The sequence below is a fragment of the Streptomyces dioscori genome, assembly GCF_003024195.1.
Taxonomy (GTDB): domain Bacteria; phylum Actinomycetota; class Actinomycetes; order Streptomycetales; family Streptomycetaceae; genus Streptomyces; species Streptomyces dioscori.
Map to the genome: position 1 here is coordinate 1 of NZ_KZ679038.1, position 22,240 is coordinate 22,240.

Sequence of the window (22,240 nt, forward strand, 5' to 3'; positions counted from 1 at the left end):
CCCCCCCGGGGGCTCGCGGGGGGGGGGGGGGGGGGGGGGCGCGCCGCCCCCCCCCCCCCCCCCCGCCGCCCCCCCCCCCCCCCCCCCCCCCCCCGCCCGCTCCAGGAGGCCCTGCTGACCGGGCTCCTCCTCGCCACCGGCCACCGCTACCGCGACGAGCTCGACCGGCCGAAACCCGCGCTGCGCCCGGGCCCCGTCAAGCGGGCGGTCGAGGCCATGCACAGCATGCCGCAACACCCCTTCACCGTGGGAGAGTTGGCTGTGCCCGCCGGGTGAGCGTGCGTCGACGCCGCAGCTGTCGAAGACAACCGCCGCGGCCTCCCCTCCGCCCTCACGAGGTGGCGGTCGGCCTGTCCTGGCCCAGACGGGCCAGGGCGCGATCGTGGACGCGGCTCAGGAGCAGCAGGGCGCAGGTGGCACCGATCAGGGCGCAGAACATGTCCCACTGGGTGTCCCAGACGTCTCCCTGGGTGCCCAGGAAAGCGTCCGCGGCCTCGCCTCCGGTGACCGCCGCGAGCCATTCCAGCATCTCGAAGACGGCGCTGAAGGCGAGGCAGGCGCAGACGGTGAGCGGGGCGAGCCAGCGGCTGCCGCGCAACGGGGAGGTGCGGACGAGGAGTTCGCGTACCAGGATGGCCGGGACGAAGCCCTGCACGAGGTGGCCGAGGCGGTCGTACGGGTTGCGGTCCCATCCGAGCCAGTCGCGCACCCAGTCCCCTGCGGGCACCTGCGCGTAGGTGTAGTGGCCGCCCACGATGAGGACCAGGGCGTGCACCGCCAGCAGAGCGCACAGCAGACCGCTCAGCGGGAAGCGGTGGCGCAGCAGGATCGCCAGCGGCAGGCCCGCCATCACCCACACCGTCTCCAACAGCCAGGTCGCCGGATCGGCGGCGCCGAACCACGACACGACGAGCGCCGCGGTCACCGCGACGGCCAGGACGGCCGGCAGACGACGCCGGGACACCGGCCCGGCGTCCAGCGTCGGAACGGGGGCGGGACGGGTGGCGGTCATGGACTGCTCCTCATATGCAGGGCGGGCCCCCACTATCAGGCCCGCCCGCGAGCGCTTTCATGAGTACGGGTACTCAGACCTCCGCGTCGCGCTACCCCGGTCAGGGTGAGTGATGACGCAAGGCACCCCTGCGGGAGGCGGCGCGCACGGTGGCGGGCCCCACCTTCTGCCTGGACTTACCCAAGGGATGCAACAACGACTGGGACGAGAACACCAACACCTCGGGTGACGGCGAGAGGCCGAACGCCGGCCACGGGCTTCAGTACGGACTGTGGCTCACACGAGGTGCCTGACGATGGCGCGGCAAACGGCTTGGAGTTCCTCGTCGTTGGCGGTGCTGCGGAAGTGACCGCTGCGGCGGGAGAGCGCCAACTCCGCCAGAATCCTGGGGAGGGCGGGGGCCGCCGCTGGGCCCATACGATGCAGACAGGCCACGACGTAGTTGGAGGTCGCGTCGTTTTTCTCCCACGCCCCCAGCACCGTCTCGACGACACCTGGCGCCTCGGCCTCGCCGCCGATGTCCCATAGTGCGGCTGCCGCGTGGATGCGGGTCCATTCGTAGCCGTCAGTCAGCATGGATCTCAGGCGCGGGAGCGCCATCGCAGCAGGTCGGCCGATCCGGCCAAGGACATCGGCCGCCGTACGGTGCTCGTGCGTGTCGAGCAGGTCCAGCAGCTTCGGTACGACACTCTCCACGTTGCCCTCGATCTCCCACAGCGCACCGGTGGCGGCCGTACGGAGGTGGATGTCCTGTGCGTCGGCAAGCGGGCGGATGACGTCAAGGACGGTTGCGGCCCCGATTCCGTACACGGACAGGGCGTCGAGGGCGGTGGCTGCGGTGCGCCAGTTCTCATGGCGGATCGCAGCGGTGACGGCGTTCGTCAGCGCGGGTACGGCCGCCGGGTCACGCAGGGCGGCAAGAGCGGGCAACAGGGCGCCGGTGCTCGACCCGAACCCGTCCTGTGAGAAGTCCGCGTCGGCCAGCCGCCGGTTCAGCCGAAACACGAGATCGCCGGCGGCCGGGCGCAGTTGCCCGACGACCTGCAGAGCACGCCGGGCGTCGACATCGTCGTCCAGAGCGGTCAGCAGACAGGGCAGAGCCCGAAGGTCTGCAAGGCGGGCCAGTGCCAGAACGGCTTCCTGGTGGGCCCGACGCAGTTGTGGTTGCGGCGCCGCCCATACATCCCCACCGTGCGCGGTGCGTTGGACATCGATGTAGGAGGCGAGGGCTTCCCGGGCAGGTTCGGATACGGGCGTCAGAACTTTGAGGGCCTCGGCAGCCGCTCCGGCGGTGTAGGGATCGTCGGGCAGCAGGCAGTCCGCAAGGAGAAGCACCAGGTTGGTGTGGTCACCGCGCCACGTCGCCATCAGGTCCTGGGCCATACGGATCGCGTCATAGCGAACGGCGGCATCAAAACTGCGAAGCTGCTCCGTGAGCAGAGCTGTGCGCTCGGGGATGCGGGCGCCCAGCACCACGTGGAAGGTGCGCAGCAACGACGTGGTCGGCGCGTGAACGCGGTTGTGGCGCTCCAGGTCCTCGAAGGCGGCGGCTATTGCCGGGGGGACGTGCTGAGCCTCTGGTAGCAGGGGATGTGAAGTGCCGGTTTCTGCCACGATGTTGGGTTCGCCGGTATCGTCCGCGGATGTGTGTGACGACGTGGGCGTGGACTGTCGGAGAAGTTCGATCGCCTGCGGCACGAGGTCGCTCCCGATCCGCTGAGGGGTGCAGCGGGCCCGGTGGACGAGCGTGGCCAGCCGGATGTCGGGATCCGATGCCGGCTCGGCGATCAGGGCATCGAACCAGGCCGTGGCGGCAGCGTGCACGGCGGGGAGCCGAAGAGCGAGATCTGCCGTCGTGTGGATGACCAGCAGCCGTTCCATGGTGCCGTCCTCCGCTGCCAGACGGCCGCGCAGTATGTCCAGGGCGAGGTCGGCTTCGTCCAGGAAGAGGCCGAGAGCTTCGAGCGCCGCCCGGCGTACGAGCAACTCCGCATCTGCTGCGTAGCGGACGAAAGCGTCTGAGCGCTCGCGCATCTGCGCGACGATGTCGGCGTGGGCCCTCGACTGGGTACCGTCAGGCGTGAAGTGGACCGCGTCAAGGTCACATTGAGCGGCTTCGCGGCCGATGCTGAGCAACAGAGCAACGACCGCCGCGCGATCCGGTGTTGCCGGATCATCGGCCAGAGCGAACAGGAACGGCAGGCTCGCCGCAGTGCACGGGTAGACGTCCCCCTGGTGGTGGGCCGCGCCATAGAAGTTGGCGAACGCCTGCTCGCGCACCTCGGGATCCGGCGAACCCATCTCCCGCAGCCATACCGGAACATCGTCGGCCGGACCGTACGCGTGGCTCATCGACGACCAGCCGACGCCAGCAAGTTCATTGATCATGGACGGCACTATGACGGACGGCACTGACAAGCACGGCGCCGCAGCTGGCGGAAAGAGTGCCTGGCAGCAGCCCCGGGGGTGCGGCAGGCGAGCAGCGTCACCCACGCGAAAGTGGACGTGTTGCAAGGCGACCTTCCTTGACCTGCCCGCCCTTTGTCTGCCACCGAAACCGACACCCCGGCTGAACGAACTCGTCGTCACGAGTGCGACAGGGGGGTCGGTTCCGATGCGGATCCCCGACGCGCGCGAACACCCGGTTCTCCGCCGGATGCGGGCGCCCGATGAGGACAGCACATACCCACTGAACTCAGTGCGGCTCCGACTGGCCCTCTGTCAGTCAGTCGATGCCTTCGATGATGCGGAAGTCGCGCTCGACGCCGTCGGAGAGGGCGACCAGCGCCTCCTGGTAGGCCGCACTCTCATGCGCCGCGACGGCCTGCTCGAAGCTGTCGAACTCGATCAGGACGGTGCGCTCGGCGATTCCGGCGTCATGCGCCACGACCCGACCGCCACGGGCGAGGACCCGACCGCCCCCGGCCTCGACGGCCGCAGCGGCCAGCTTGCTGTAAGCAGCCAGCTTCTCAGGGTCTGAAACGGTGCGATAGGCGCTGACCCAGTAGGCCTTGGCCATGGGACCTCCAGTGTTGGGATGCCAGTGCGGGAATGAGTGCATCTGGCTTACGGGTTGGTCTCGGACGAGCGTAGGCGGCGACAGCGAGGCTTGCCGGCGTCGAGATGGTCATGGCGCCGATGCCGACCAGCGTCGCGGTGGTGTAGGCGCCGTCGCTGGGAAAAGGCGGGCCGGTGCCGGTTCTGGTGCCCTCAGCGAGAATAAGGCCGCCGATGGCGCTGCCCGGGGAGACTCCGACGCCGGGCAGCGCGGCGACTCGCCGCAGTTCGAACCCGTCTTGGAGAAAGTCCGCGTGCCGCGCATCGGGGTGGGCCGGCCGCGCGTCCGCCCCCACCGGGTCCGCGCGGACAAGGCGTATGCCTCCCGCAAGAGCGTGCCTACCTGCGCCGCCGCGGGATCCGTTGCACCCTCCCCGACAAGGCTGACCAAGCGCACAGCCGCAGAGAGCTCGGATCCCGCGGCGGCCGGCCACCGCGTTCGACCCGGTCGACCAGCGCGAGCGTCATGCAGCGGAGTGCGGGATCAACCGCCTCAAGCGCAACCGCGCCGTCGCCACGCGATACGACAACCTCGCGGTCCGCTATGAGGCGACCGCCCTCGGCGCGGCCATGAACGAGTGGCAGTAACGCTCAGCCATCACACGGTGGGGTCCACGTTCCACATCTGCGGCAGATCGCCGCCACAGAAGACGCAGACGAAGTCGTCCTCGCGCACGAAACTGATCTCGCCGGCACTCAAGACCATGGCTCCGCCGGCGCAGGCCACATGCTCGCTTCGTCGGGGCGCCAACCGAAGCGCACCGTCCACGCCGACCATGAAGGTGAACGGTTCGGCCAGTTCTGCCGCCGACCGCCCAGCGATCCAGTCGCCGAATTCAGCTGCCGAGCCGCTCCGGCACCCGCCGCTGCCAGGCCGGACCGCAGCTTGGACCTCCGCCAGTTGCTTGGCCAACTCCGCGACCTGCGTGCCCAGCTCAGCCCGGCGAGCCGTGATCCGATCCAGCTCCGGCATCCCCACTCCCTCCCTGCGCTTTCCCCGCGCTCTCCCGGCACCGGCCCGGTCAGGGGTCGCAGGAGAGGCACGGCGGTCGGCGCAGCGGAACCCGACCCCGGCCCTGGCGGCAGGTCAGACGATCCTCACCATGGACGCCCGCAGACGACCAGCGTGAGTACCCCGCCCGCCCCGCACACCAGACCCGTGACCTGCGTACTTCGTGTTGCACAGTCTCATCGGGAATGCGGCACTCTTCGCCCGGATGCCGACCCGCGGCGTGCGTGGTCGTACGTCTTCGATCAGCGGTCGATGGCGGCCATGTTGTCCGCGTCGTAGCGCTCGCCGGAGGCTTGGGGGAGGTTGTTCAGGCGGGCGACGTGGCCGGCAGTGAGCTCGATGTGGTCGGCGGCGGCGTTCTCCTCCAGTCGGGCGACTCGCTTGGTGCCGGGGATGGGCGCGATGTCGTCACCCTGGGCGAGCAGCCAGGCCAAGGCGACCTGTGCGGGCGTGGTGTCGATCTCGGCGGCCACGGCCCGGACCTCGTCGACGATTCGCAGGTTGCGTTCCAGGTTGCCGTCGGCGAAGCGGTGATTGGTGCGGCGCCAGTCGTCGGTGTCGAGATCGTTCAGGGAGCGGATGCTGCCGGTCAGGAATCCGCGGCCGAGCGGGGAGTACGGCACGAAGCCGATACCCAGTTCGCGCAGGACAGGCAGGATCACGGCCTCCGGGTCGCGGGTCCACAGCGAGTATTCGGACTGGACCGCGGTGACCAGGTGCACGGCGTGCGCGCGGCGGATCGTGGCGGGGCCGGCCTCCGACAGGCCGATGTGGCGGATCTTGCCTTCGGCCACCAGTTCGGCCAGCGCGCCAACGGTCTCTTCGATGGGCGTGCCGGGGTCCACCCGGTGCTGGTAGTAGAGGTCGATGTAGTCGGTGCCCAGGCGCTTCAGTGATCCCTCCACGGCCAGGCGGATGTTGGCCGGGGTGCTGTCCGGAGCCGTGCCACCGGTGTGGGAGATCAGTCCGAACTTGGTCGCCAGCACGACCTCGTCCCGGCGCCCCTGCACAGCTCGGCCGACCAGTTCCTCGTTGATGAAGGGGCCGTACCCCTCAGCGGTGTCGACATGGGTGACCCCGAGGTCCAGAGCGCGGTGGATCGTGCGGATCGACTCGTCGTCGAACTGGCCGGCGCCGGCGTAGAACGCCGACATTCCCATGGCTCCGAGACCGATGCGCGAGACCTGCAAGTCGCCGAGCGAAACGTTCCTCATGGCGCGGACTTCCCTTCCCATCAATTAAGTACCGGTCGGTGCAGAACCTAGCACATCAAGACCGATCGGTACTGAACTGTGTTCGCGCCTTGAAGGGATCAAACTGCTGGTCGGCGTAGATCTGTACCGAGAGGTACACTTGAGGGATGGGTGACTCCCGTAGGGCCGTCATGGGTCGGCCCAGAGAATTCGACATCGACCAGGCGCTGGAACGGGCGATGCGGGTGTTCTGGGCCCGAGGGTACGAAGGCGCGAGCCTCGCCGAACTGACCGGCGCCATGGGGATCACCAAGACGAGCATGTATGCGGCCTTCGGCAACAAGGAGCAGTTGTTCCGCAAGGCCCTCCAGCGCTACGGCGCAGGGCCGGCCGCCTACGCCACGCACGCCCTGGAGGAGCCCACCGCACGCGCCGTGGCCTTGGCGTTCCTCCGCGGAGCCGTCTGCACCACGACCCCTCCCGGCGGCCCCGCCGGATGCCTGACCGTGCAGGGTGCGCTGGCATCGAGCGACGAGAGTCGAGCCGTCCACGACCTGCTTGTCGACTGGCGCAACGACGCGGGGATCCGCCTTGAGGAGCGCTTCCGGCGCGCCGTCGCCGAGGGCGATCTTCCGCGCAACGCCGACCCCCGGCGCCTCGCCCGGTTCATCATGACGACGGGGTTCGGCATCGCGGTGCAGGCCGCCAACGGCCTCAGCCCTGCTGAGCTCGATGAGATCGTCGACACGGCGCTGCTCGGCTGGCCTGCGTAGCGGCTGCACCCCTTCGCCGACCCCGGTCGGACATTCTCCTCACCTGTGGGCCGTGACGGTGCGGCAAAACTTCTGTACCGTACGGAACAGAAGTTTCGAGCAGTGGTTCCTGCCCCTGCCGACGATCACCGCGACAAAACCGTCAAGGGTCGTCGCGAAACACCGAGCATGACCTCCGCTCCGGGGGCCGAAGAAGGAATTCATGTCCGACACCGACCTGCGCGAGTTCTACCTGCGCTACATCAGGGCGCTCAACGCCCACGAGATCCACCGCATAGACGAGTTCATCAACGACGAGACCACCCTGAACGGCGAGCCGGGCACTCGGGACCAGGTCATCACTGTGCTGCACGGCATCATCGACGCGGTCCCGGACTTCCACTGGGAGCCCCGGGAGATCGCGGTCGACGGTGATCGTCTGGCCGCCCGTCTGACCAACACGGGCACGCCCGCCAAGGAGTGGCTCGGTGTGGCTCCCACCGGCGCCTCGTTCGAGATCGTCGAGTACGCCATCTATCAGGTTCGTGACGGGCGGTTCGTGCACATGACGGCCCTGCACGACGCCGAGACCCTGAAGCGGCAGCTCGGTGCCTGACCCCCGTGAGCCGATCGGCGTCGGCATCGTCGGCCTGAGCGCCACGGGAGGCTGGGCGGCCGGGGCTCACCTGCCCGCGCTGAGAGCCGTCGACGGGTTCGAGCTTCGCGCGCTGGCGGCGAGCTCCGAAGCCTCGGCCCAGGCAGCGGGAGCGGCGTACGGCGTACCCGCGTACACGTCGGTCGAGCAGCTCGCCGGCGACGAGAACGTCGACCTCGTTGTTGTCGCCGTCAAAGTGCCTCAGCATCGGGAACTCGTGTTGCCCGTGCTGAAGGCGGGAGTGCCGGTGCTCTCCGAGTGGCCGCTCGCCGTCGACCTGCGCGAGGCCGAGGAGATGGAGCGTGCCGCCGGGACGACGCGCACCTTCGTCGGTCTCCAGGGACGCTCCTCGCCTACCTTCCGTCGGCTGGCCGACCTCGTGTCCGAAGGATTCGTGGGGGAAGTGCTCTCCGCCACCGTCGTGGCGTCTTCGACCGAATGGGGCACTCCGGTGTCTCAGAACATGGTCTACACGCTCGACCGCGAGCTCGGCGCCACGATGCTGACCATCGCGTTCGGACACGCGATCGACCTGGTGTCGATGGTCGTCGGCGAGCTTCAGGAAGTGGTCGCCACGACCGCGACCCGGCGCCGCCAGGTTCCTCTCGGGCGCACCGGGCAGGTCGTTCCGATGACCGCCGAGGATCAGATCGCGATCTCGGGCACCGTGGCCGGCGGGGCGATCCTGTCCGTCCACCACCGTGGAGGCGCGGCATCGGGCGCAGGGTTCTCTCTGATCATCGACGGCACGGAGGGGAGACTCGAAATTACCGCCGCCGAGTTCCCGCACATCGGTCCGGTCACGGTACGTGGCACACGCAGCGGCGGTCGGCCTACGGAGGTCACGCTGCCCAGCGGCTACGACGACTATCCCGGCCTGGCCGGAACAGCGATCCACACGCTGGTGCACGCCTACGCCGCGATTCGGGACGACCTCATCCACGGAACGGCTGTCGCCCCGGACTTCACTCACGCGGTCAAGCGCCACCGACTCCTTGACGCGATCGTACGGTCCGCCGCCACAGGCCAACGAGAGGCCCTCCATCCTTAGGCGCGCAGCCAGTCGGCTTCGACACTGTCCGACATCACTTCGCCACATCGGCCCGGCCGCCGCCATGTGTGCCGGCGGACTCGGCCGCACGCTCACCGATCGAGAGCGGACACGAGCGAGCGTGACGTTCGGCGCAGCAGAACCCGACAACGGTCCTGACGACAGGTCAGACGATGCTCACCATGGACACCTGCCGACGACCAGCGCGAGTACCCCGCCCGCCCCGCACACCAGACCCGTGACCCGCGTACGTCATGTTGCACAGGTCTCATCGTGACGAGGGCCCGTAAGTGTCAGTCGTGCCGGGCGATGGCGGGCTCGGCTCTGTTCTGCATGTGGGTGGTTCCGCCTGGCGGTTGTGCGGGTGTTCTTCCCCCGCACGAGCTGGGATGTGCCACACGAGGTCGCCGTACCTCGTGTGTGATGAACTGTGGCCCGGTTTCGAGATGTTGATCTCGACTCGGACAGGAGAGTGGGAGGGGCCGTGGACCTTGGTGGTGGGACGTGGCAGCGACTGACCGCCGTGGTGCTCGTCATGGCGGTGGCGGCCGGGTGTACGGGGCAGGGCGAAGGCGCGGGCGGCGGAAGCGACGTAGAACTGCTGCGGAACCACGACTGGACGCAGATGCCGGGCACCACCGTGCGGAAGGACATCCTGCGGGTGAGCGCATCGGATCGGCACATCGTCGAGCAGGACTCCTCCGGCGGCCAGCCCAACCCCCCGCTGAACCTGGCCGGCCCGCATCTCAGGTCCGGCGGCGACTTCACCGTCACCGCGCGCATGTCCGGTGTGGGTGACGATGACGGCGACTCATGGCTGCGGCTGTACGGACGGGTGCCGGTCATCTACGACGAGTGGCGGCAGGAGCGGTCCTCACTCCGCGTCGGCGTGACCGCCGACGGACAAGTGAACGTACAGATATGGGACGGCGAGGGCGATGAGCCGGCCACCTCCAAGGACTTCGACTGCGACTGCTCCGGGACGGTGACACTCGCCGTGTCGAGCATCGGTGACACCTTCCGCGTGAAAGCCGACGGACGGCGGCTGGGAACCGTGCAGGACCCGGGGGTGTTCGCCGAGGGCACTGTCTGGTTCGGTCTGGAGGCGGGCGCGGGCGACGCGGACGCGGGCGAAGACGAGCGCCGCGAGGGATGGCGTCTGACACAGCTGACCGCGCGGGCGGAGAGCGGCGACTCGCTTCGCGTGATCAAGGCGCCGCAGCTACGCCAGGAACAGTCCGACGACTCACTGCGTGCGCGGGTAGCAGACGTGGGGCGGCCGTTCGACGTCGGCACCGCTGTGGCCGAGAATCCGCTGCTCACCGACTCACGCTACCGGGCGCTCGCGGGGAGCCAGTTCTCCATGCTCACTCCGGAGAACGCGTTCAAGCCACAGTTCCTCCACCCACGCCGGGGCGTCTACGACTTCCGCGACGCGGACCTGCTCGTACGTTTCGCCCGCGCGAACGAGATGAAGGTGCACGCGCACACCCTCGTCTGGCACGAGGCTCTGCCCAACTGGATGCGGGAGAACGACGACCCCGAGGAGGTGCGCCGGACCATGCTCGGGCACATCGCCATGGTCGCCGGGCACTTCAAGGGAAAAGTCGCGGAATGGGATGTGGTCAACGAGCCCATGTCCGACGACGAGAAGAGCTACACCAACGGGGACCTCGGTCTGCGCTCCGAGCAGAGCCCGTGGTTCGAGGCCATGGGCGAGGAGTACATCGACGAGGCGTTCAGGGCCGCCCACCGGGCCGATCCGAAGGCACGGCTGTTCCTCAACGAGTACGGGGTCGAGGAGGAAGGCGAGCGGTGGGACGCCCTTTACGATCTGGTCGAGCGGCTCAAGGAACGCGGCGTACCGATCGACGGCGTGGGTTTCCAGAACCATGAGTACGCACCCGGCGACCGCATCGACCCGGAGACCTTCCGCAGCCATGTGCGGGATCTGGCGGAACTCGGGGTTCAGGCACGGGTGTCGGAGATGGACGTCCCCATAGGTGAGGACGAGGAGGACGGGCGGCAGATTCAGGCTGATGAGATGGCGGGCAAGCTACGGGTCTGCCTGGAGGAGCCGAACTGCACGTCGTTCTCCACCTGGGGATTCACCGACCGGTACGGTTCCACCGCCGACACCAGGATCTATCCTCCGCGCACGGCCGATTCCCTGCCGTGGGACGCGGCCCTGCGGCCGAAGCTGGCGTACGAGCGCCTGCTCAAGGCCTTTGACGAGGCGTGAGGAAGCAAGGTGCGATCTCTCGGTGCGAGTGGGCGTCCTGGTAGCAGTAGGTGAGTGCCGGCGGCGTGGAGCGCCGACTGCTTGCCGGCAGCGCGTGCATGAGGACCGACGAACTCGCCAAGTCCCTCGCCACACCCGGCCCTTCGGGCGTCGTGCTGCCTGCGGTGCTGCGGTTGTTCGCGCCGACTTCCCTGGACCGAGGCGGTGAGGCGGACCGTGCATCTCGGCCGAAGCCACTTCGCCCCGGTCGGACTTGACGGTGGGGCGGCACCGGGCCGCCCCACCGTCGGTGCCCGCAGGCCGATCGGTCAGCGCAGGAGCGCGCCGAAGCGGGCGCCCGTGGCGGGCGCCGCAAGGTCGCCGGCGCCGAACGCGAGGGACGACGTGGCCGTGAGACCGGTCGCCGTGCCGCGCAGCACCCAGACCGCGCCGTTCCAGCTGTTCTCGGCCTGGGAACCGGCCGCGAGGTCGGCGTGGCCGTCACCGTCGACGTCCAGGAGCGCGCTGCTCACGCCGAACTCGTCTCCGCTCTCGGCGACTCCGGGGACACCGGCGGTGTCCTGGTGGAAGGTCTGCGTACCGGCGCCCGTGACACCGGAGGCGCTGCCGGGGACCAGGGCGACGGACCCGGCGTCGGTGATGTCGCCGATGTCCTCGCCCGAGATGCCGAGCGCGATGTCGCCGAAGCCGTCACCGTTGACGTCCGCCACCGAGACCGTGGAGCCGAGCCCGTCGCCCTCCTCCTCCACGCCGGGGAAGCCGGGCAGGTCCTGGTCGAAGGTCTGGACGCGCTCCTCGGACAGGCCGGAGGCCGACCCGAACGCGATCTGGACCTTGTCGCCGGCCCAGTAGTTGCCCACCACGACGTCGTCGAACCCGTCGTTGTTCACGTCCCCGATGCCGGTGCCCGTACCGGTCGCCGTGCCGTCCGAGGGGACCCAGCCGCTGGTGAAGCCCGTGCTGCCGCCGCCGAGAAGCAGACGGTTGCCGTACTGGCCGTCGCCCGCGTACTGCCAGGCGACGATGTCGTCCTTGCCGTCGCCGTTGACGTCGCCGGTCCGGGTGGAGGGGATGGGCCCGGTGATCGAGTCGCCGTCCTCCTGGCAGCCGCTGGTGGTGGTGGCGCAGGACGCGTCGTTGGCGTCGTAGCCCCACCAGTCGGCCTTGTCCAGCAGCGGCAGGGCGGCGGTGGGCTGTCCGGCGCGGGTGACCGGGCCCTTCCACACGGTGGCGTTACCGCTCGACGGGTCGTCGCCCGCGCCGGTCAGGTAGGAGAACAGGGCGAGGTCCGTCTTGCCGTCGCCGTCGAAGTCGCCGGTCGTGGGCGACTGCCCGTACCCGGGTACGGCCGTGCCACCGGTGAGTCCGGAAGCAGAGCCCCAGAGGATGACGGAGCCGGGACTGCCGCCCGAGATCACCAGGTCGCTGAAGCCGTCGCCGTCCAGGTCGCCCTTGGTGAAGTTGGTCCCGAAGCGCTGGTTCGCGGTGGCGGAGCCGGGAACGCCGCTGGTGGAACGGCTGATGAGCTTCTTGTTGGCGGCGGAGATCCCATTGGCGGAGCCGTACGTGACGGCCACGTAGCCCGCCTTGGCCTTGCTGGAGATCGTGGCGTCCGGGGCCGACACGACCAGGTCGGCGTAGCCGTCGCCGTTGAAGTCGTCCTGCGCGTCCGCGGACCCGGTGGCCGCCAGCGCCGGGCCCCCGGTGAGAACCATGGCGCCGAATCCTCCGGCGAGCAGCACCGCGGCTGCCAGGGGTGCGGTGAGCGCGGTACGGGTTCGGCGGTGTGCTCGGGACATACGTGAGCCTTTCGAGTCGGTCGGTTCTGTACGCGGAAGGCCGCGTTCAGTGGGTACGACTCAAGCGGGGCGATCCCAGTTGTACGTCCCAATGTCATGGATTCGTAACCACGGAGACAGGTTCTGGTGCTGAACTCCCTTGTTGTCTAAGGGAGTTCAGCCCGTGTTGCGAGTGGGCGCGCTGGTAGCAGCAGGTGAGTGTCAACACAGCATGGAGCGCTGGCTTTCGGCTACTCGATCTACTTCACCAGCCTCGACGACATGGTCCGCAACCTCACAGCCGCAGAGACGGCGGGCGCCTGTACGGTCGGTGGCAGCGGCGGTCCTCGAAATCGATGGCCTGGTTGCCCTGCACACCGTCGGCCTTCACCTTCGGGCAAGGTCAAGACCAGAGCCTCCAGGCCCAAAGGGTGGGGACCAGTTCACGTCCTGCAGCCAGAGACCAAGCTGTTCCAGCGTTGTCAGCTCTCATCGACATCTCCGAGCTGCTTGATCGCGAAGTGCTGCCAAGAATCATCGACAAACGTTGCTCACTTCCGCGCCGTCGCGGATTTGATGCGGGCCGAGCCGATCGCGCGTACTGCGCGAGGCGGACTACTGCCGCAGGTGCGGCCGGCCCCGCGGGCGCGGGGCCGGCCGTGTGCAGTGGGTCAGGAGAGGGGGTGCAGCCAGTGGGCCTCCAGTTCCCCCTCGACCAGGTTCGCGATGGCGGCGAAGTACGTCTGCATGAACGGCTGCGAGACGTGCGCCAGCAGATGGGCGCCGGAGGACCAGCGCTCGTAGAAGGCGAAGGCGCCCGGCTGTTCCGGCGTGGTGTGCACCACGTACTGCTCACATCCGTCCTCCTTGCGGGTGAGGCCGATGATCGCCTGGATCTCGTTCAGCATCCGGCCCTCCTCGCCCGCCTTGGCCCGGGCGTATCCATAGACCGCGACCGGCGTCTGCGAGGCGAGGATGGCAGCGGGGATGAGGCCGTCGGGTGTCGTGTCGTCAGTACTCATGAGGTCCTACTCCGTCGTGATCGGTTCCGCCGGTTTTGATGGCCGGCTGTCGGAGTGTAAAAGTTGACGCTGACGTCAAGGGCAAGTCGGGTGACGGACCCCGGGACTGCCCGGCAGCGACCGGGACCCGGTGGCACGTGGAGCAGAGGGAGCGGCGGGATGCGGATCGGCGAGGTGGCATCGGCCGCGGGAGTGAGCACGCGGGCGCTGCGCTACTACGAGCAGCAACAGCTCATCGTGTCGAGCCGCAGCGCAGGCGGGCAGCGCCTCTACGCCCCGGACACGGTCGAGCGGGTGCGGTGGATCCAGCTCCTCTACGCTGCCGGGCTGAGCAGCCGGACGATCGTGGAGTTCCTGCCGTGCGTGCACACCGGTATCGCCGGCCCGGAGATGATCGCCCGGCTTCGCGCGGAGCGGGACCGCCTCGACGAGCACATGCGGGATCTTGCCGCCACGCGGGCCCGACTGGACTCAGTCCTCGCCGCGGCCGAGTTCGACGCGACACGGTCGGGCGATGAGGCCGCGGAGGTCTGAGGCTCGACCGGCACGCGTCGACCTTGGCCCGGTACCGAGGCCGAGGCCGGTGCCGGTGCCGGTGCCGGTGCCGACGAGCTGGTCCTCCATGGCCTCGCGGTAACCGACGACCGCATCCGGGCCGAGGGCATCGAAGAGGTCCTGGTAGTTCTCGCGAGAAACAACGCTACTGGCTGATCCGCAGGTCAGACGAACCTTTCCGGTGCTCTGGGGTCAGAAGCCGATCGGGGCCAAGCTCTCAGCCCCAGTTGTGGTCTCCGGTGAAGCCGTCGATGGCCTCACGCAGGATGTCGGCATGACCCGTATGCCGGGCGACTTCTTCGAGCATGTGGATCAGTGCCCAGCGCAGTGAAACGGTGGCGCCGTCGAAGAACGCGAAGGCAGTGCCGGTGGTGTCGATGTCGAGGCTCTCGATCGCCTCGTCAGCGGCAGCGCGAGAGCGGGCATAGAAGTCCAGGATGTCTTTGGCCGACTCGTCGGCAGCCACGTGCCAGTCGGACGCCTCGTCGCCTTCGACTTCGAAGGGAAGGGGATTGCACTCGCGGCCGAACGTCAGGCAGAACCAGCCGAGTTCAGCGCCGGCGAGGTGCTTGAGCAGCCCGATCAGGCTCATGCCGGACGGCGTCACCGGGCGGCGCAGCTGGTCGTCGCCGAGGCCCTCAAGTTTCCACAGGAGCGCGTCGCGGTGTCGGTTCAGGGCGGTGTGCAGGCTTTCCTTCTCGCCGCCGGTGAACGGCACGTGCTTGACCATGTCCAGACCCTAGTGGCTCGGTCGCGGTTCAGGGCACCGTCGGCGGCACCCAGTCCGATTGCGCCCAGTCGTCGCACTCGGGTCAGCCTGAGAGGTCCACCACATTGGCTTTCGGTGGCTCGACATCCAGCGGGGTGTCGAAGTCACTGTAGGAGGTGACGGTGCGGAATTCGGGGCTCTTGTACACCACCCGGTAGATGTAGGGCTTGCCCTTCGTGGCCACGTGGAAGGTGTATGTGCCGCCCTTGTCCGACTCGTCGGTGACCACAAGGTTGGCCGTCGGCATCCCGTCGACCTTGTCGGTCTTGCCCTTGGCGACTTTCCCGAACGAGGCGAACGGAAGAGTGCAATCCGTCAGTCCCTTCTCGCCGGCCGGTGCGGCCGGATCCACGGTTGTCCTGCCCCAGTTCTTCTGGTCCGTCCGCCCTTTGGTATCCATACCGGACAGCTGCATGTGCTTCAGGTTCGGCCGGACGTAATCGGTGTCGCCGATACGGATCTGCTCGAACTTCTCGCCCGTGCTGCCGGCTGAAGTGAAGGAACAGGTGCCCTTCAGGTCCGTCCTCATCCGGGTGGAACTCCAACGCCCATCCTTCATCGTCGAGCGCCCCGTGATCGTCACCGCCTGGAGGGACTTCATGGCTTTGTTCGCCTCGCCGAGCATCTGCGCAGCCGACTGCTCCCGCGGTCCCGCACCCTCGGAGCATCCCGTGAGCGCAACGGCCAGCGCGATACACGTAACGCCGGATGCCGTAGCACCAGATGGTTTGCGCATGATCGTTCCCCCTGAGTTTGAAGCGATCATGATAGCGGCAGCCGTGGCCCTGCCTGTTCGAATGATCGAGTGGCCTCAGCAAGTCGGAGAGCGTCGTCGATCTCGCTGAGCTTCACGGAGGACAGGACGGCCGCCCGCTCCAGCAGGTCGTCCCGGGACACAGTGGTCAGCCACGTGCACGGAGTGAAGCCTGGCCGCGGGAACGCGAGCCGCAGCACGCCTTCGAACGGCAGTCCTTCGCTGGCGCCGACCGTCACTTCGATGCCCAGACCGCTGATGTCGACGCCCGCCGGAGCAACGACCTGCATCACCCGGATCCCGGATGTGTCGTCCCCCGACAGCAGTACGACCAACCTCCGCTCGTCGAACTGAACCCACCAGACTTCGCCACGTTGCACAAGTCCTCCAAATACAGGACGGCAGGCAGACGCTGCGCGACCTTGACGCGCTGTGGAGACGGGCGCGGCCACCGTTGATCATCGGTGTGTGAGGACTGAAGATCATGCGGTGGACGCAGGTCACAGCGTAGACCTTGCCCGCCGACAGGGAGTGTTCGACGGCTTGATCAGCCGGACAGCGGGACGGTTGACGCGAGTGAAAGTGCGGCGTGGGAAAGGGAGTTGGTACTCGGCCTGCTGCCCGACCTGCCGCGCAAGAACTGCTGGACCACCGCTGAGCTGGCTGACTGGCTGGCCGGCCGGCCGGCCAGTCAGCCAAGCTGCCCCCGCTTCGCTCCTTAACCATCTGCTGTTGCCCGGATGGTGGACCGGAGTGTTCCGGTTCACCATCCGGTCAGCGGCGGGCTCAGGACGGGAATGAGAGAATCTACACTGCGATTATAAAACTCGACGTCGTGTAGACTTTTTTGGTGAGGGAGCACGACGGGGCTCCCCACAAGCATTCACCGGAGGAGAAAATGCAGGAACAGACGTGGCTCATCACAGGCGTCAGCACGGGGCTCGGCCGCGCCTTCGCGCAGGCGGCCCTGGCCGCCGGGCACACCACCGTCGGCACCGTCCGCTCCGAGGAGGACCTGCGTGCCTTCGAGGAGCTGAAGCCGGGGTATGCGCACGGCCGCATCCTGGATGTGACGGACAGCGGCGCCGTCTCGGACGTGATCGCAGAGCTGGAGCGGAACGTCGGGGCCCTGGACGTCGTCATCGCCAACGCCGGCTACGGCCTGGAGGGCACTTTCGAGGAGACCCCGCTGGCCGAGGTGCGACGGCAGTTCGAGGTCAACGTACTCGGGACGGTGGCCACCCTGCAGGCGGCACTCCCCCACATGCGGCGGCGCCGCGGGCACCTGCTGGCCGTCACCTCCATGGGCGGGCTCATGGCCGTGCCGGGCATGTCCGCCTACTGCGGCAGCAAGTTCGCGGTGGAAGGCATCCTGGAGTCACTGGGCAAGGAGGTCGCACAGTTCGGCATCCATGTGACGGCGATCGAGCCCGGCTCTTTCCGGACCGACTGGGCCGGACGGTCCATGACGCGCAGCGCGCGGTCCGTCGACGACTACGACGACCTGTTCATCCCCATCCGTGAAGCGAGGCAGAAGGCGAGCGGGAATCAACTCGGCGACCCGGCGAAGGCAGGGGAGGCCGTCGTGCACATCACGTCGGTGGACCGGCCGCCGGCCCACCTCGTCCTGGGCTCGGACGCGTTGCGACTGGTCACCGCGGGGCGGGCGGCGGTGGACGACGACATCCGTGCGTGGGAGGCGCTCTCCCGCACGACCGACTTCGCCGGGGGTGCTCAGCTCTGATGCCCGGCGAGCACCCCGCACGAGGCCGACGCAGCACCGAACGCAAGGGCGATGTCCGGGAGCGGGCCATTCTGGACACCTGCGAAGCTCTGTTGGCGCAGAAGGGCTACGACACCATGACCGTCGGCGACATCGCCCAGGGCCCCGGCATCACCCGCGGCGCCCTGTACTTCTACTTCGGCTCCAAGCAAGAAGTGGTCACCGCGCTCGTGGCCCGAACCGTGGAGCACCTGTGGGAGCGGTCCCGGGCCACCGCGCAGACCGACGAGCCGCGCGAGGCCGTCGCAGCGGCCATGCGGCGTACGGTCGAGTTGTGGAACGAGCACGGCCTGGTCATGCGTACGGCCATCGATCTGTCACTGACCGTGCCCGAGATCGGCGAGCTGTGGAGTCGTACGGCGGACCTGTTCACCACAGCCATCACGGCTGTCCTGGAACGAGCCGGCGTTCAGCCCGGCACCGAACCGGACCAGGCGTCGCCGATGGCACGCGCCCTGTGCTGGATGATCGAGCGGAGCTTCTACCACGCCTCACAGGAGTCCCGCGAGAATCTGCAGAAGGCATCCTCGACCTGCGAACACATCTGGCTGGTCAGCGCCGGCCTGACCGACTGAGCGGACACACCGAACGAGAACCGACCCGGCCGTCGGCGCCCCGTACGAGCCATGCCCCAAGCCTCCAATTCCGGGAGGAGGAACTCCTGTCTCAGGAGACCGGCCGCGCGTCCTACGCGACCAGCACGCTCCCGAGGTCCTCGGTGGCGAGGTAGGCATTCAGCAAGGGATGGCGGCTGCCCACAGCGACGTCCCGCCAGTAGCGCTGCAAGGCGTTGGAGTCGCGAAAACCGCTGGAACCGTGCAGGTCCAGCAGGAGTTCCAGCGCGCTCCGGCAGTCCTTCGCCGCACCCGCCAGGTCCGTACGCAGCTGGGCGCGCTCGATCTCCGTGAGGTCCTCCCCCTCAGCGGCCCGGGCGACGACCAGCATGGTGGTGTCGGCGCGGTTCACCAGCGTGGCGGCCTGGGCCAGCCAGTGACGGGCGCCGGGCGAGTCGCCCATGCGTGTGTAGCTCGTCATGAAGGGCTTGCGGTCGGACGCGAACATGTCCTGCGCCACGTCGAGCGCGCCCTGCGCGGCGCCCACGACAGGGGCGAGCACGCACAGCCTGAAGAACAGCTGCGTCTGCGGCTGGAACGGGCCGCCCTGGACGACGCGGTACGCGGGCACCAGGACACCGTCGGCGACGAGCCGCTGGCTTCCCGTGCCCCGCATGCCTGCCATGTGCCAGTTGCGTTCGACGGTCAGATCGGCGAGGGGGAAGGTCGCGATGTGGAAGGCGCCGTCCACCATCAGGGCCAGACCGGCCCACTCGGCGGCCTCTGATCCCGTGACGTTGTCCCATCGCCCGGTGACGCGTACGCCGTCCGCCTCACGGACTCCCCGGGCCGAGGGAACCCCGGAGCCACAGACGAGCGCGTCCGGGTCGGCGAAGTACTCCTTGCGCGCGGATGCGTTGTGCTGCAGGGCCACCAGGGTCTTGGACGTGGCACAGGTACCCGCGGTCCACCCTGCCGACGGGCAGGCACGCCCCAACTCCGCCAGCCGGCGGGCGACCGTCGGCGCGTCGGCCCCCGTCCCACCGTGTTCCGGCGGCGTACGCAGGGCCAGTGCCCCGCTGTCCCGCAGGGCGTTCACGCTCGCCGCTGCCAGGCGGTCGTGCCGCTCGCTGTCGTCCGCGTGGGACAGCAGTATCCGACCGTATTCATTGAGTGGCTGGTTGATCTTCACAGGACACAGTCAACCCGCGCGGCTGCCGCCCAGCCATACTCCGTTGACGCGGGTGCATACGATTTGGTGCACCCTGCGTTGCTAGCCTCTGTGCGTGGACATCCTCGACGAGATGATCGGCAGCATCCGGACCGGTCAGGTCTATGCCCGCCGCATCGAGGAGGCGGGCTCCTGGGGGTGGCGCTACGACGAGTTCACCGGCAGCGGTTTCCACGTGGTCCTGCGCGGCCAGGGATGGCTCCTCACCGAGGACGCGCCCCCGCGCGCACTGCGCGCGGGAGACGTCGTCCTGATCACGAGCGGCGCGCGGCACGGGCTGAGCAGTCGGCCGTGCGCCCTGTACGACCTTCCGCCCGAGCCGACGGGAGCTCTGCCCCCGCTCTCCGGCCACGCCGACTTCGAGTTCCTGTGCGGCGCCTACCGGCTGCCGCACGGCAAGGTCCACGACTACCTGACCACCCTTCCGAGTCTCATCGTCGCGTCGTCCGAGACGGGCGGCCGCCAGGCGGTGACGCTGGCGGAGATGCTCCTCACCGACCTGTCGGCACCCCGCCCCGGTGCGGAAGCCACCCGCTCGGCGCTCGCGGACCTGTTGCTCATGCACGTCCTGCGCCAGTGGCTGCAGGAGAACGGCTCGGCCGACGGGCCGTACACCGATGACCCGGTGGTCGCCCGCGCCCTGCGTCACATCCACGGCGCCCCGCACCGGAATTGGACGGTCGCCGAACTGAGTACCGCCGCCGAGATGTCGCGCACAGCGTTCACCCGCCACTTCACCAGGGTGCTCGGCAAGCCACCGCGGGACTATCTGGCAGGCGTGCGGCTGTCCCGGGCGGCGCGACTGCTCCGGGAGAGCGACGCGCCGCTGGCGACCGTCGCCCGCGAACTCGGATACTCCAGCGAGTTCGCCTTCGGCGCCGCCTTCCGTCGCGCATACGGCATCTCCCCGGGCCGCTTCCGAAACACCTCGCGCACAGAGCACCACGTCTCGGCCACGTAGCAGCCACGCAGTACTCCAGTGGGACTTCACCCTTCCCGCTGGAGTACTGGACGGCCCACCGCTCGTCGAGCCCGAGCTCGTTACTCGTCAGGTGTCATCTGTCGCAGCCTGTCGCACCGCAGGGAGGGTGGCACTCCGAGGCCGTGCTGTCAGCGCCATCCGAGTTCGGGAGCGACGTGGGCCAGGATGCTTTCGATGACATGGGCGTTGTACTCGACGCCCAACTGGTTGGGCACGGTGAGCAGCAGGGTGTCGGCGGCGGCGACGGCCTCGTCCTCGGCGAGCTGTTTGACGAGGACGTCGGGTTCGGCGGCGTAGGAGCGGCCGAAGATGCTGCGTGTCTGGGCGTCGATGTAGCCGATCTGGTCCTTGGAGTTGCCATCCCGGCCGAAGTAGGCGCGGTCCCGGTCGTCGGTGAGCGCGAAGATGCTGCGACTGACCGACACCCTCGGCTCACGGGTGTGACCCGCGGCCCGCCATGCCTCGCGGTATGCCTCGATCTGCTTGCGCTGCTGGACGTGCAGGGGCTCGCCGCTCTCGTCGTCCTTGAGGGTCGAGCTCTGCAGGTTCATCCCGAGTCCGGCTGCCCAGACCGCGGTGGCGTTCGAACCGGATCCCCACCAGATACGTTCGCGCAGTCCCTCGGAGTGCGGTTCGACGCGCAGCAGTCCCGGCGGGTTGGCGAACATCGGTTTGGGATCGGGCTGTGCGAAGCCCTCTCCTGTCAGGACGTCGAGCAGCCGCTCGGTGTGCTCGCGTGCCATGTGGGCGTCGGTCCCGCCGGGCGGGGGCGTGTGGCCGAAGTGCCGCCAGCCGTCGATCACCTGCTCCGGGGATCCCCGGCTGAGGCCGAGCTGGAGCCGACCGCCGGAGATGAGGTCGGCCGCGCCTGCGTCCTCGGCCATGTACAACGGGTTCTCGTAGCGCATGTCGATCACACCGGTGCCGATCTCGATCCGGCTGGTGCGCGCGCCGACGGCCGCGAGCAGCGGGAACGGTGAGGCGTGCTGCCGCGCGAAGTGGTGCACCCGGAAGTAGGCGCCGTCGGCGCCCAGTTCCTCCGCTGCGACCGCGAGGTCGATCGCTTGGAGCAGGGAGTCCGCCGCTGAGCGCGTCTGCGAATGCGGCGATGGCGTCCAGTGTCCGAAGGACAGGAACCCGATCTTCTTCATGCCACATTCAACAATCAGCGACCGGTTTCATTCCTCAGAGCCTGGCCTCGCCCCTCAGGCCCTGGCCTCGCCGTTTCACTCAAGTGTGCTTGTCGTGGGCGCCCTCGCTCGGGAACGGTTGAGCCCGGTCCCATGACGACATCACGATCAGTGTCTTGGTACCGGCGACGATCCCGGTACGCCGGATCGCGTTGACGACCTGCTGCAGGTGCTCCACATTGCGTACCCGGAACCGCAGCAGGGCATCCGGATCACCGGCGATCGTGTAGTACTGCTGGACCTCCGGCACCTGACGTGCGATCCCCTCGATCTCACGGGTGTCCACATCACCGGCCAGCCGGATCTCGGTGAAGGCCTCCAGTTCGCCCACGGCGGCATCGCTGACCAGCGTGACGTACCCCCGGATCACCCCCTCGCTCTCAAGCCGCTCGATGCGGCGGCCCACCGGCGCCGCGGAGAGTCCGACCGTTCGCGCGATCTCACTCACGGGCATGCGCGCGTTGGTACGGAGAAGGCCGAGGATACGTTCGTCGATGGAGTCCATCGCGCACTTCCCTAGAGGCAGCATTGTTGGTTGTCCGCGTGATGCTATCGCGACGGAGCGAACCATCCGCACGATTCATGCGTTGAGTGCGAGTTCCTCGCTTGTTCATTGCGTACGACCAAGCTCGTGGCCACGCTGTTCGC

The 22,240-nt window shown here is 68.5% G+C and carries 21 protein-coding genes; 8 read left to right on the forward strand and 13 right to left on the reverse strand.

The window, feature by feature from the left end; all coding sequences use genetic code 11:
- Positions 1–331: 331 nt before the first annotated feature.
- From C6Y14_RS00010 to C6Y14_RS00040, 5 genes are all read right to left on the reverse strand, one after another.
- Entirely contained in the window at positions 332–1,012 is a 681-nt protein-coding gene (locus tag C6Y14_RS00010) for a DUF2238 domain-containing protein (RefSeq protein WP_107014337.1), read from the reverse strand.
- 276 nt (positions 1,013–1,288) lie between these two features.
- Positions 1,289–3,400 carry a hypothetical protein gene (locus tag C6Y14_RS00015; RefSeq protein WP_107014338.1) on the reverse strand — a complete coding sequence of 704 codons (2,112 nt, stop codon included), beginning with the start codon at positions 3,398–3,400 and terminating at the stop codon, positions 1,289–1,291.
- Between the two features lie 337 nt (positions 3,401–3,737).
- Entirely contained in the window at positions 3,738–4,031 is a 294-nt protein-coding gene (locus C6Y14_RS00020; RefSeq protein ID WP_107014339.1) for a DUF1330 domain-containing protein, read from the reverse strand.
- A 636-nt stretch (positions 4,032–4,667) separates the two neighbouring features.
- Positions 4,668–5,003, reverse strand: a complete 336-nt coding sequence (locus C6Y14_RS00035; protein WP_199854615.1) for a hypothetical protein — start codon at positions 5,001–5,003, stop codon at positions 4,668–4,670.
- Positions 5,004–5,323: 320 nt separating this feature from the next.
- Positions 5,324–6,295, reverse strand: a complete 972-nt coding sequence (locus C6Y14_RS00040; RefSeq protein WP_107014340.1) for an aldo/keto reductase — start codon at positions 6,293–6,295, stop codon at positions 5,324–5,326.
- Positions 6,296–6,441: 146 nt separating this feature from the next.
- On the opposite strand from C6Y14_RS00040, the gene C6Y14_RS00045 reads away from it, so the two are divergent.
- The 4 genes from C6Y14_RS00045 to C6Y14_RS00060 all read left to right on the forward strand — a co-directional run bounded on the left by C6Y14_RS00045 (position 6,442) and on the right by C6Y14_RS00060 (position 10,974).
- Entirely contained in the window at positions 6,442–7,047 is a 606-nt protein-coding gene (locus C6Y14_RS00045) for a TetR/AcrR family transcriptional regulator (RefSeq protein ID WP_107014341.1), read from the forward strand.
- 202 nt (positions 7,048–7,249) lie between these two features.
- Entirely contained in the window at positions 7,250–7,642 is a 393-nt protein-coding gene (locus C6Y14_RS00050; protein ID WP_107014342.1) for an ester cyclase, read from the forward strand.
- Complete coding sequence (locus C6Y14_RS00055; RefSeq protein WP_107014343.1) at positions 7,635–8,732, forward strand: Gfo/Idh/MocA family protein; 1,098 nt, start codon at positions 7,635–7,637, stop codon at positions 8,730–8,732. The genes C6Y14_RS00050 and C6Y14_RS00055 overlap by 8 nt, the downstream gene beginning before the upstream one ends.
- A 484-nt stretch (positions 8,733–9,216) precedes the next feature.
- The gene (locus tag C6Y14_RS00060) at positions 9,217–10,974 is read left to right on the forward strand and encodes an endo-1,4-beta-xylanase (protein WP_107014344.1); all 1,758 of its coding nucleotides are present in this window, start codon (positions 9,217–9,219) and stop codon (positions 10,972–10,974) included.
- A 308-nt stretch (positions 10,975–11,282) separates the two neighbouring features.
- Here C6Y14_RS00060 and C6Y14_RS00070 read toward each other — a convergent pair whose 3' ends face one another.
- Positions 11,283–12,773, reverse strand: coding sequence for an FG-GAP and VCBS repeat-containing protein (locus tag C6Y14_RS00070; RefSeq protein WP_107014346.1), 1,491 nt, complete (start codon positions 12,771–12,773; stop codon positions 11,283–11,285).
- Between the two features lie 650 nt (positions 12,774–13,423).
- Positions 13,424–13,774, reverse strand: coding sequence for a putative quinol monooxygenase (locus tag C6Y14_RS00075; RefSeq protein WP_107014347.1), 351 nt, complete (start codon positions 13,772–13,774; stop codon positions 13,424–13,426).
- A gap of 159 nt (positions 13,775–13,933) precedes the next feature.
- Here C6Y14_RS00075 and C6Y14_RS00080 point away from each other — a divergent pair, with 159 nt between their 5' ends.
- Complete coding sequence (locus tag C6Y14_RS00080; protein WP_107014348.1) at positions 13,934–14,308, forward strand: MerR family transcriptional regulator; 375 nt, start codon at positions 13,934–13,936, stop codon at positions 14,306–14,308.
- Positions 14,309–14,546: 238 nt separating this feature from the next.
- Here the strand turns inward: C6Y14_RS00080 and C6Y14_RS00085 are convergent, their stop codons facing one another.
- The 3 genes from C6Y14_RS00085 to C6Y14_RS00095 form a co-directional block, all read right to left on the reverse strand.
- Positions 14,547–15,059, reverse strand: a complete 513-nt coding sequence (locus C6Y14_RS00085) for a DinB family protein (RefSeq protein WP_107014349.1) — start codon at positions 15,057–15,059, stop codon at positions 14,547–14,549.
- A gap of 82 nt (positions 15,060–15,141) precedes the next feature.
- Complete coding sequence (locus C6Y14_RS00090; RefSeq protein WP_107014350.1) at positions 15,142–15,723, reverse strand: hypothetical protein; 582 nt, start codon at positions 15,721–15,723, stop codon at positions 15,142–15,144.
- A 137-nt stretch (positions 15,724–15,860) separates the two neighbouring features.
- Positions 15,861–16,232, reverse strand: a complete 372-nt coding sequence (locus C6Y14_RS00095; RefSeq protein ID WP_107014351.1) for a MazF family transcriptional regulator — start codon at positions 16,230–16,232, stop codon at positions 15,861–15,863.
- 518 nt (positions 16,233–16,750) lie between these two features.
- Here C6Y14_RS00095 and C6Y14_RS00100 point away from each other — a divergent pair.
- Positions 16,751–17,596, forward strand: a complete 846-nt coding sequence (locus tag C6Y14_RS00100; RefSeq protein WP_107014352.1) for an oxidoreductase — start codon at positions 16,751–16,753, stop codon at positions 17,594–17,596.
- Complete coding sequence (locus tag C6Y14_RS00105; RefSeq protein ID WP_107014353.1) at positions 17,596–18,210, forward strand: TetR/AcrR family transcriptional regulator; 615 nt, start codon at positions 17,596–17,598, stop codon at positions 18,208–18,210. The genes C6Y14_RS00100 and C6Y14_RS00105 overlap by 1 nt, the downstream gene beginning before the upstream one ends.
- Before the next feature lie 112 nt (positions 18,211–18,322).
- On the opposite strand, the gene C6Y14_RS00110 is transcribed toward C6Y14_RS00105, so the two are convergent.
- Positions 18,323–19,381: an acyl-CoA dehydrogenase family protein gene (locus C6Y14_RS00110; RefSeq protein ID WP_225890807.1), complete on the reverse strand. Its 1,059-nt coding sequence runs from the start codon at positions 19,379–19,381 to the stop codon at positions 18,323–18,325.
- Positions 19,382–19,475: 94 nt separating this feature from the next.
- Here C6Y14_RS00110 and C6Y14_RS00115 point away from each other — a divergent pair, with 94 nt between their 5' ends.
- The gene (locus tag C6Y14_RS00115) at positions 19,476–20,381 is read left to right on the forward strand and encodes an AraC family transcriptional regulator (RefSeq protein ID WP_225890808.1); all 906 of its coding nucleotides are present in this window, start codon (positions 19,476–19,478) and stop codon (positions 20,379–20,381) included.
- 149 nt (positions 20,382–20,530) lie between these two features.
- Here the strand turns inward: C6Y14_RS00115 and C6Y14_RS00120 are convergent, their stop codons facing one another.
- On the reverse strand, positions 20,531–21,553 hold the full coding sequence (locus C6Y14_RS00120; RefSeq protein WP_107014354.1) for an LLM class flavin-dependent oxidoreductase: 1,023 nt from the start codon (positions 21,551–21,553) through the stop codon (positions 20,531–20,533).
- A 79-nt stretch (positions 21,554–21,632) separates the two neighbouring features.
- Entirely contained in the window at positions 21,633–22,097 is a 465-nt protein-coding gene (locus tag C6Y14_RS00125; protein WP_225890809.1) for an Lrp/AsnC family transcriptional regulator, read from the reverse strand.
- Positions 22,098–22,240 lie beyond the last annotated feature (143 nt).

Bases quoted from the DNA above. Each gene is read 5' to 3' on its own strand.
- C6Y14_RS00045 (WP_107014341.1), top strand. From the start codon at position 6,442: ATGGGTGACTCCCGTAGGGCCGTCATGGGTCGGCCCAGAGAATTCGAC.
- C6Y14_RS00020 (WP_107014339.1), bottom strand. From the start codon at position 4,031: ATGGCCAAGGCCTACTGGGTCAGCGCCTATCGCACCGTTTCAGACCCT.
- C6Y14_RS00040 (WP_107014340.1), bottom strand. From the start codon at position 6,295: ATGAGGAACGTTTCGCTCGGCGACTTGCAGGTCTCGCGCATCGGTCTC.
- C6Y14_RS00090 (WP_107014350.1), bottom strand. From the start codon at position 15,723: ATGCTCGGCGAGGCGAACAAAGCCATGAAGTCCCTCCAGGCGGTGACG.
- C6Y14_RS00105 (WP_107014353.1), top strand. From the start codon at position 17,596: ATGCCCGGCGAGCACCCCGCACGAGGCCGACGCAGCACCGAACGCAAG.
- C6Y14_RS00050 (WP_107014342.1), top strand. From the start codon at position 7,250: ATGTCCGACACCGACCTGCGCGAGTTCTACCTGCGCTACATCAGGGCG.
- C6Y14_RS00125 (WP_225890809.1), bottom strand. From the start codon at position 22,097: ATGGACTCCATCGACGAACGTATCCTCGGCCTTCTCCGTACCAACGCG.
- C6Y14_RS00010 (WP_107014337.1), bottom strand. From the start codon at position 1,012: ATGACCGCCACCCGTCCCGCCCCCGTTCCGACGCTGGACGCCGGGCCG.
- C6Y14_RS00075 (WP_107014347.1), bottom strand. From the start codon at position 13,774: ATGAGTACTGACGACACGACACCCGACGGCCTCATCCCCGCTGCCATC.
- C6Y14_RS00070 (WP_107014346.1), bottom strand. From the start codon at position 12,773: ATGTCCCGAGCACACCGCCGAACCCGTACCGCGCTCACCGCACCCCTG.
- C6Y14_RS00085 (WP_107014349.1), bottom strand. From the start codon at position 15,059: ATGGTCAAGCACGTGCCGTTCACCGGCGGCGAGAAGGAAAGCCTGCAC.
- C6Y14_RS00080 (WP_107014348.1), top strand. From the start codon at position 13,934: ATGCGGATCGGCGAGGTGGCATCGGCCGCGGGAGTGAGCACGCGGGCG.
- C6Y14_RS00015 (WP_107014338.1), bottom strand. From the start codon at position 3,400: ATGATCAATGAACTTGCTGGCGTCGGCTGGTCGTCGATGAGCCACGCG.
- C6Y14_RS00120 (WP_107014354.1), bottom strand. From the start codon at position 21,553: ATGAAGAAGATCGGGTTCCTGTCCTTCGGACACTGGACGCCATCGCCG.
- C6Y14_RS00100 (WP_107014352.1), top strand. From the start codon at position 16,751: ATGCAGGAACAGACGTGGCTCATCACAGGCGTCAGCACGGGGCTCGGC.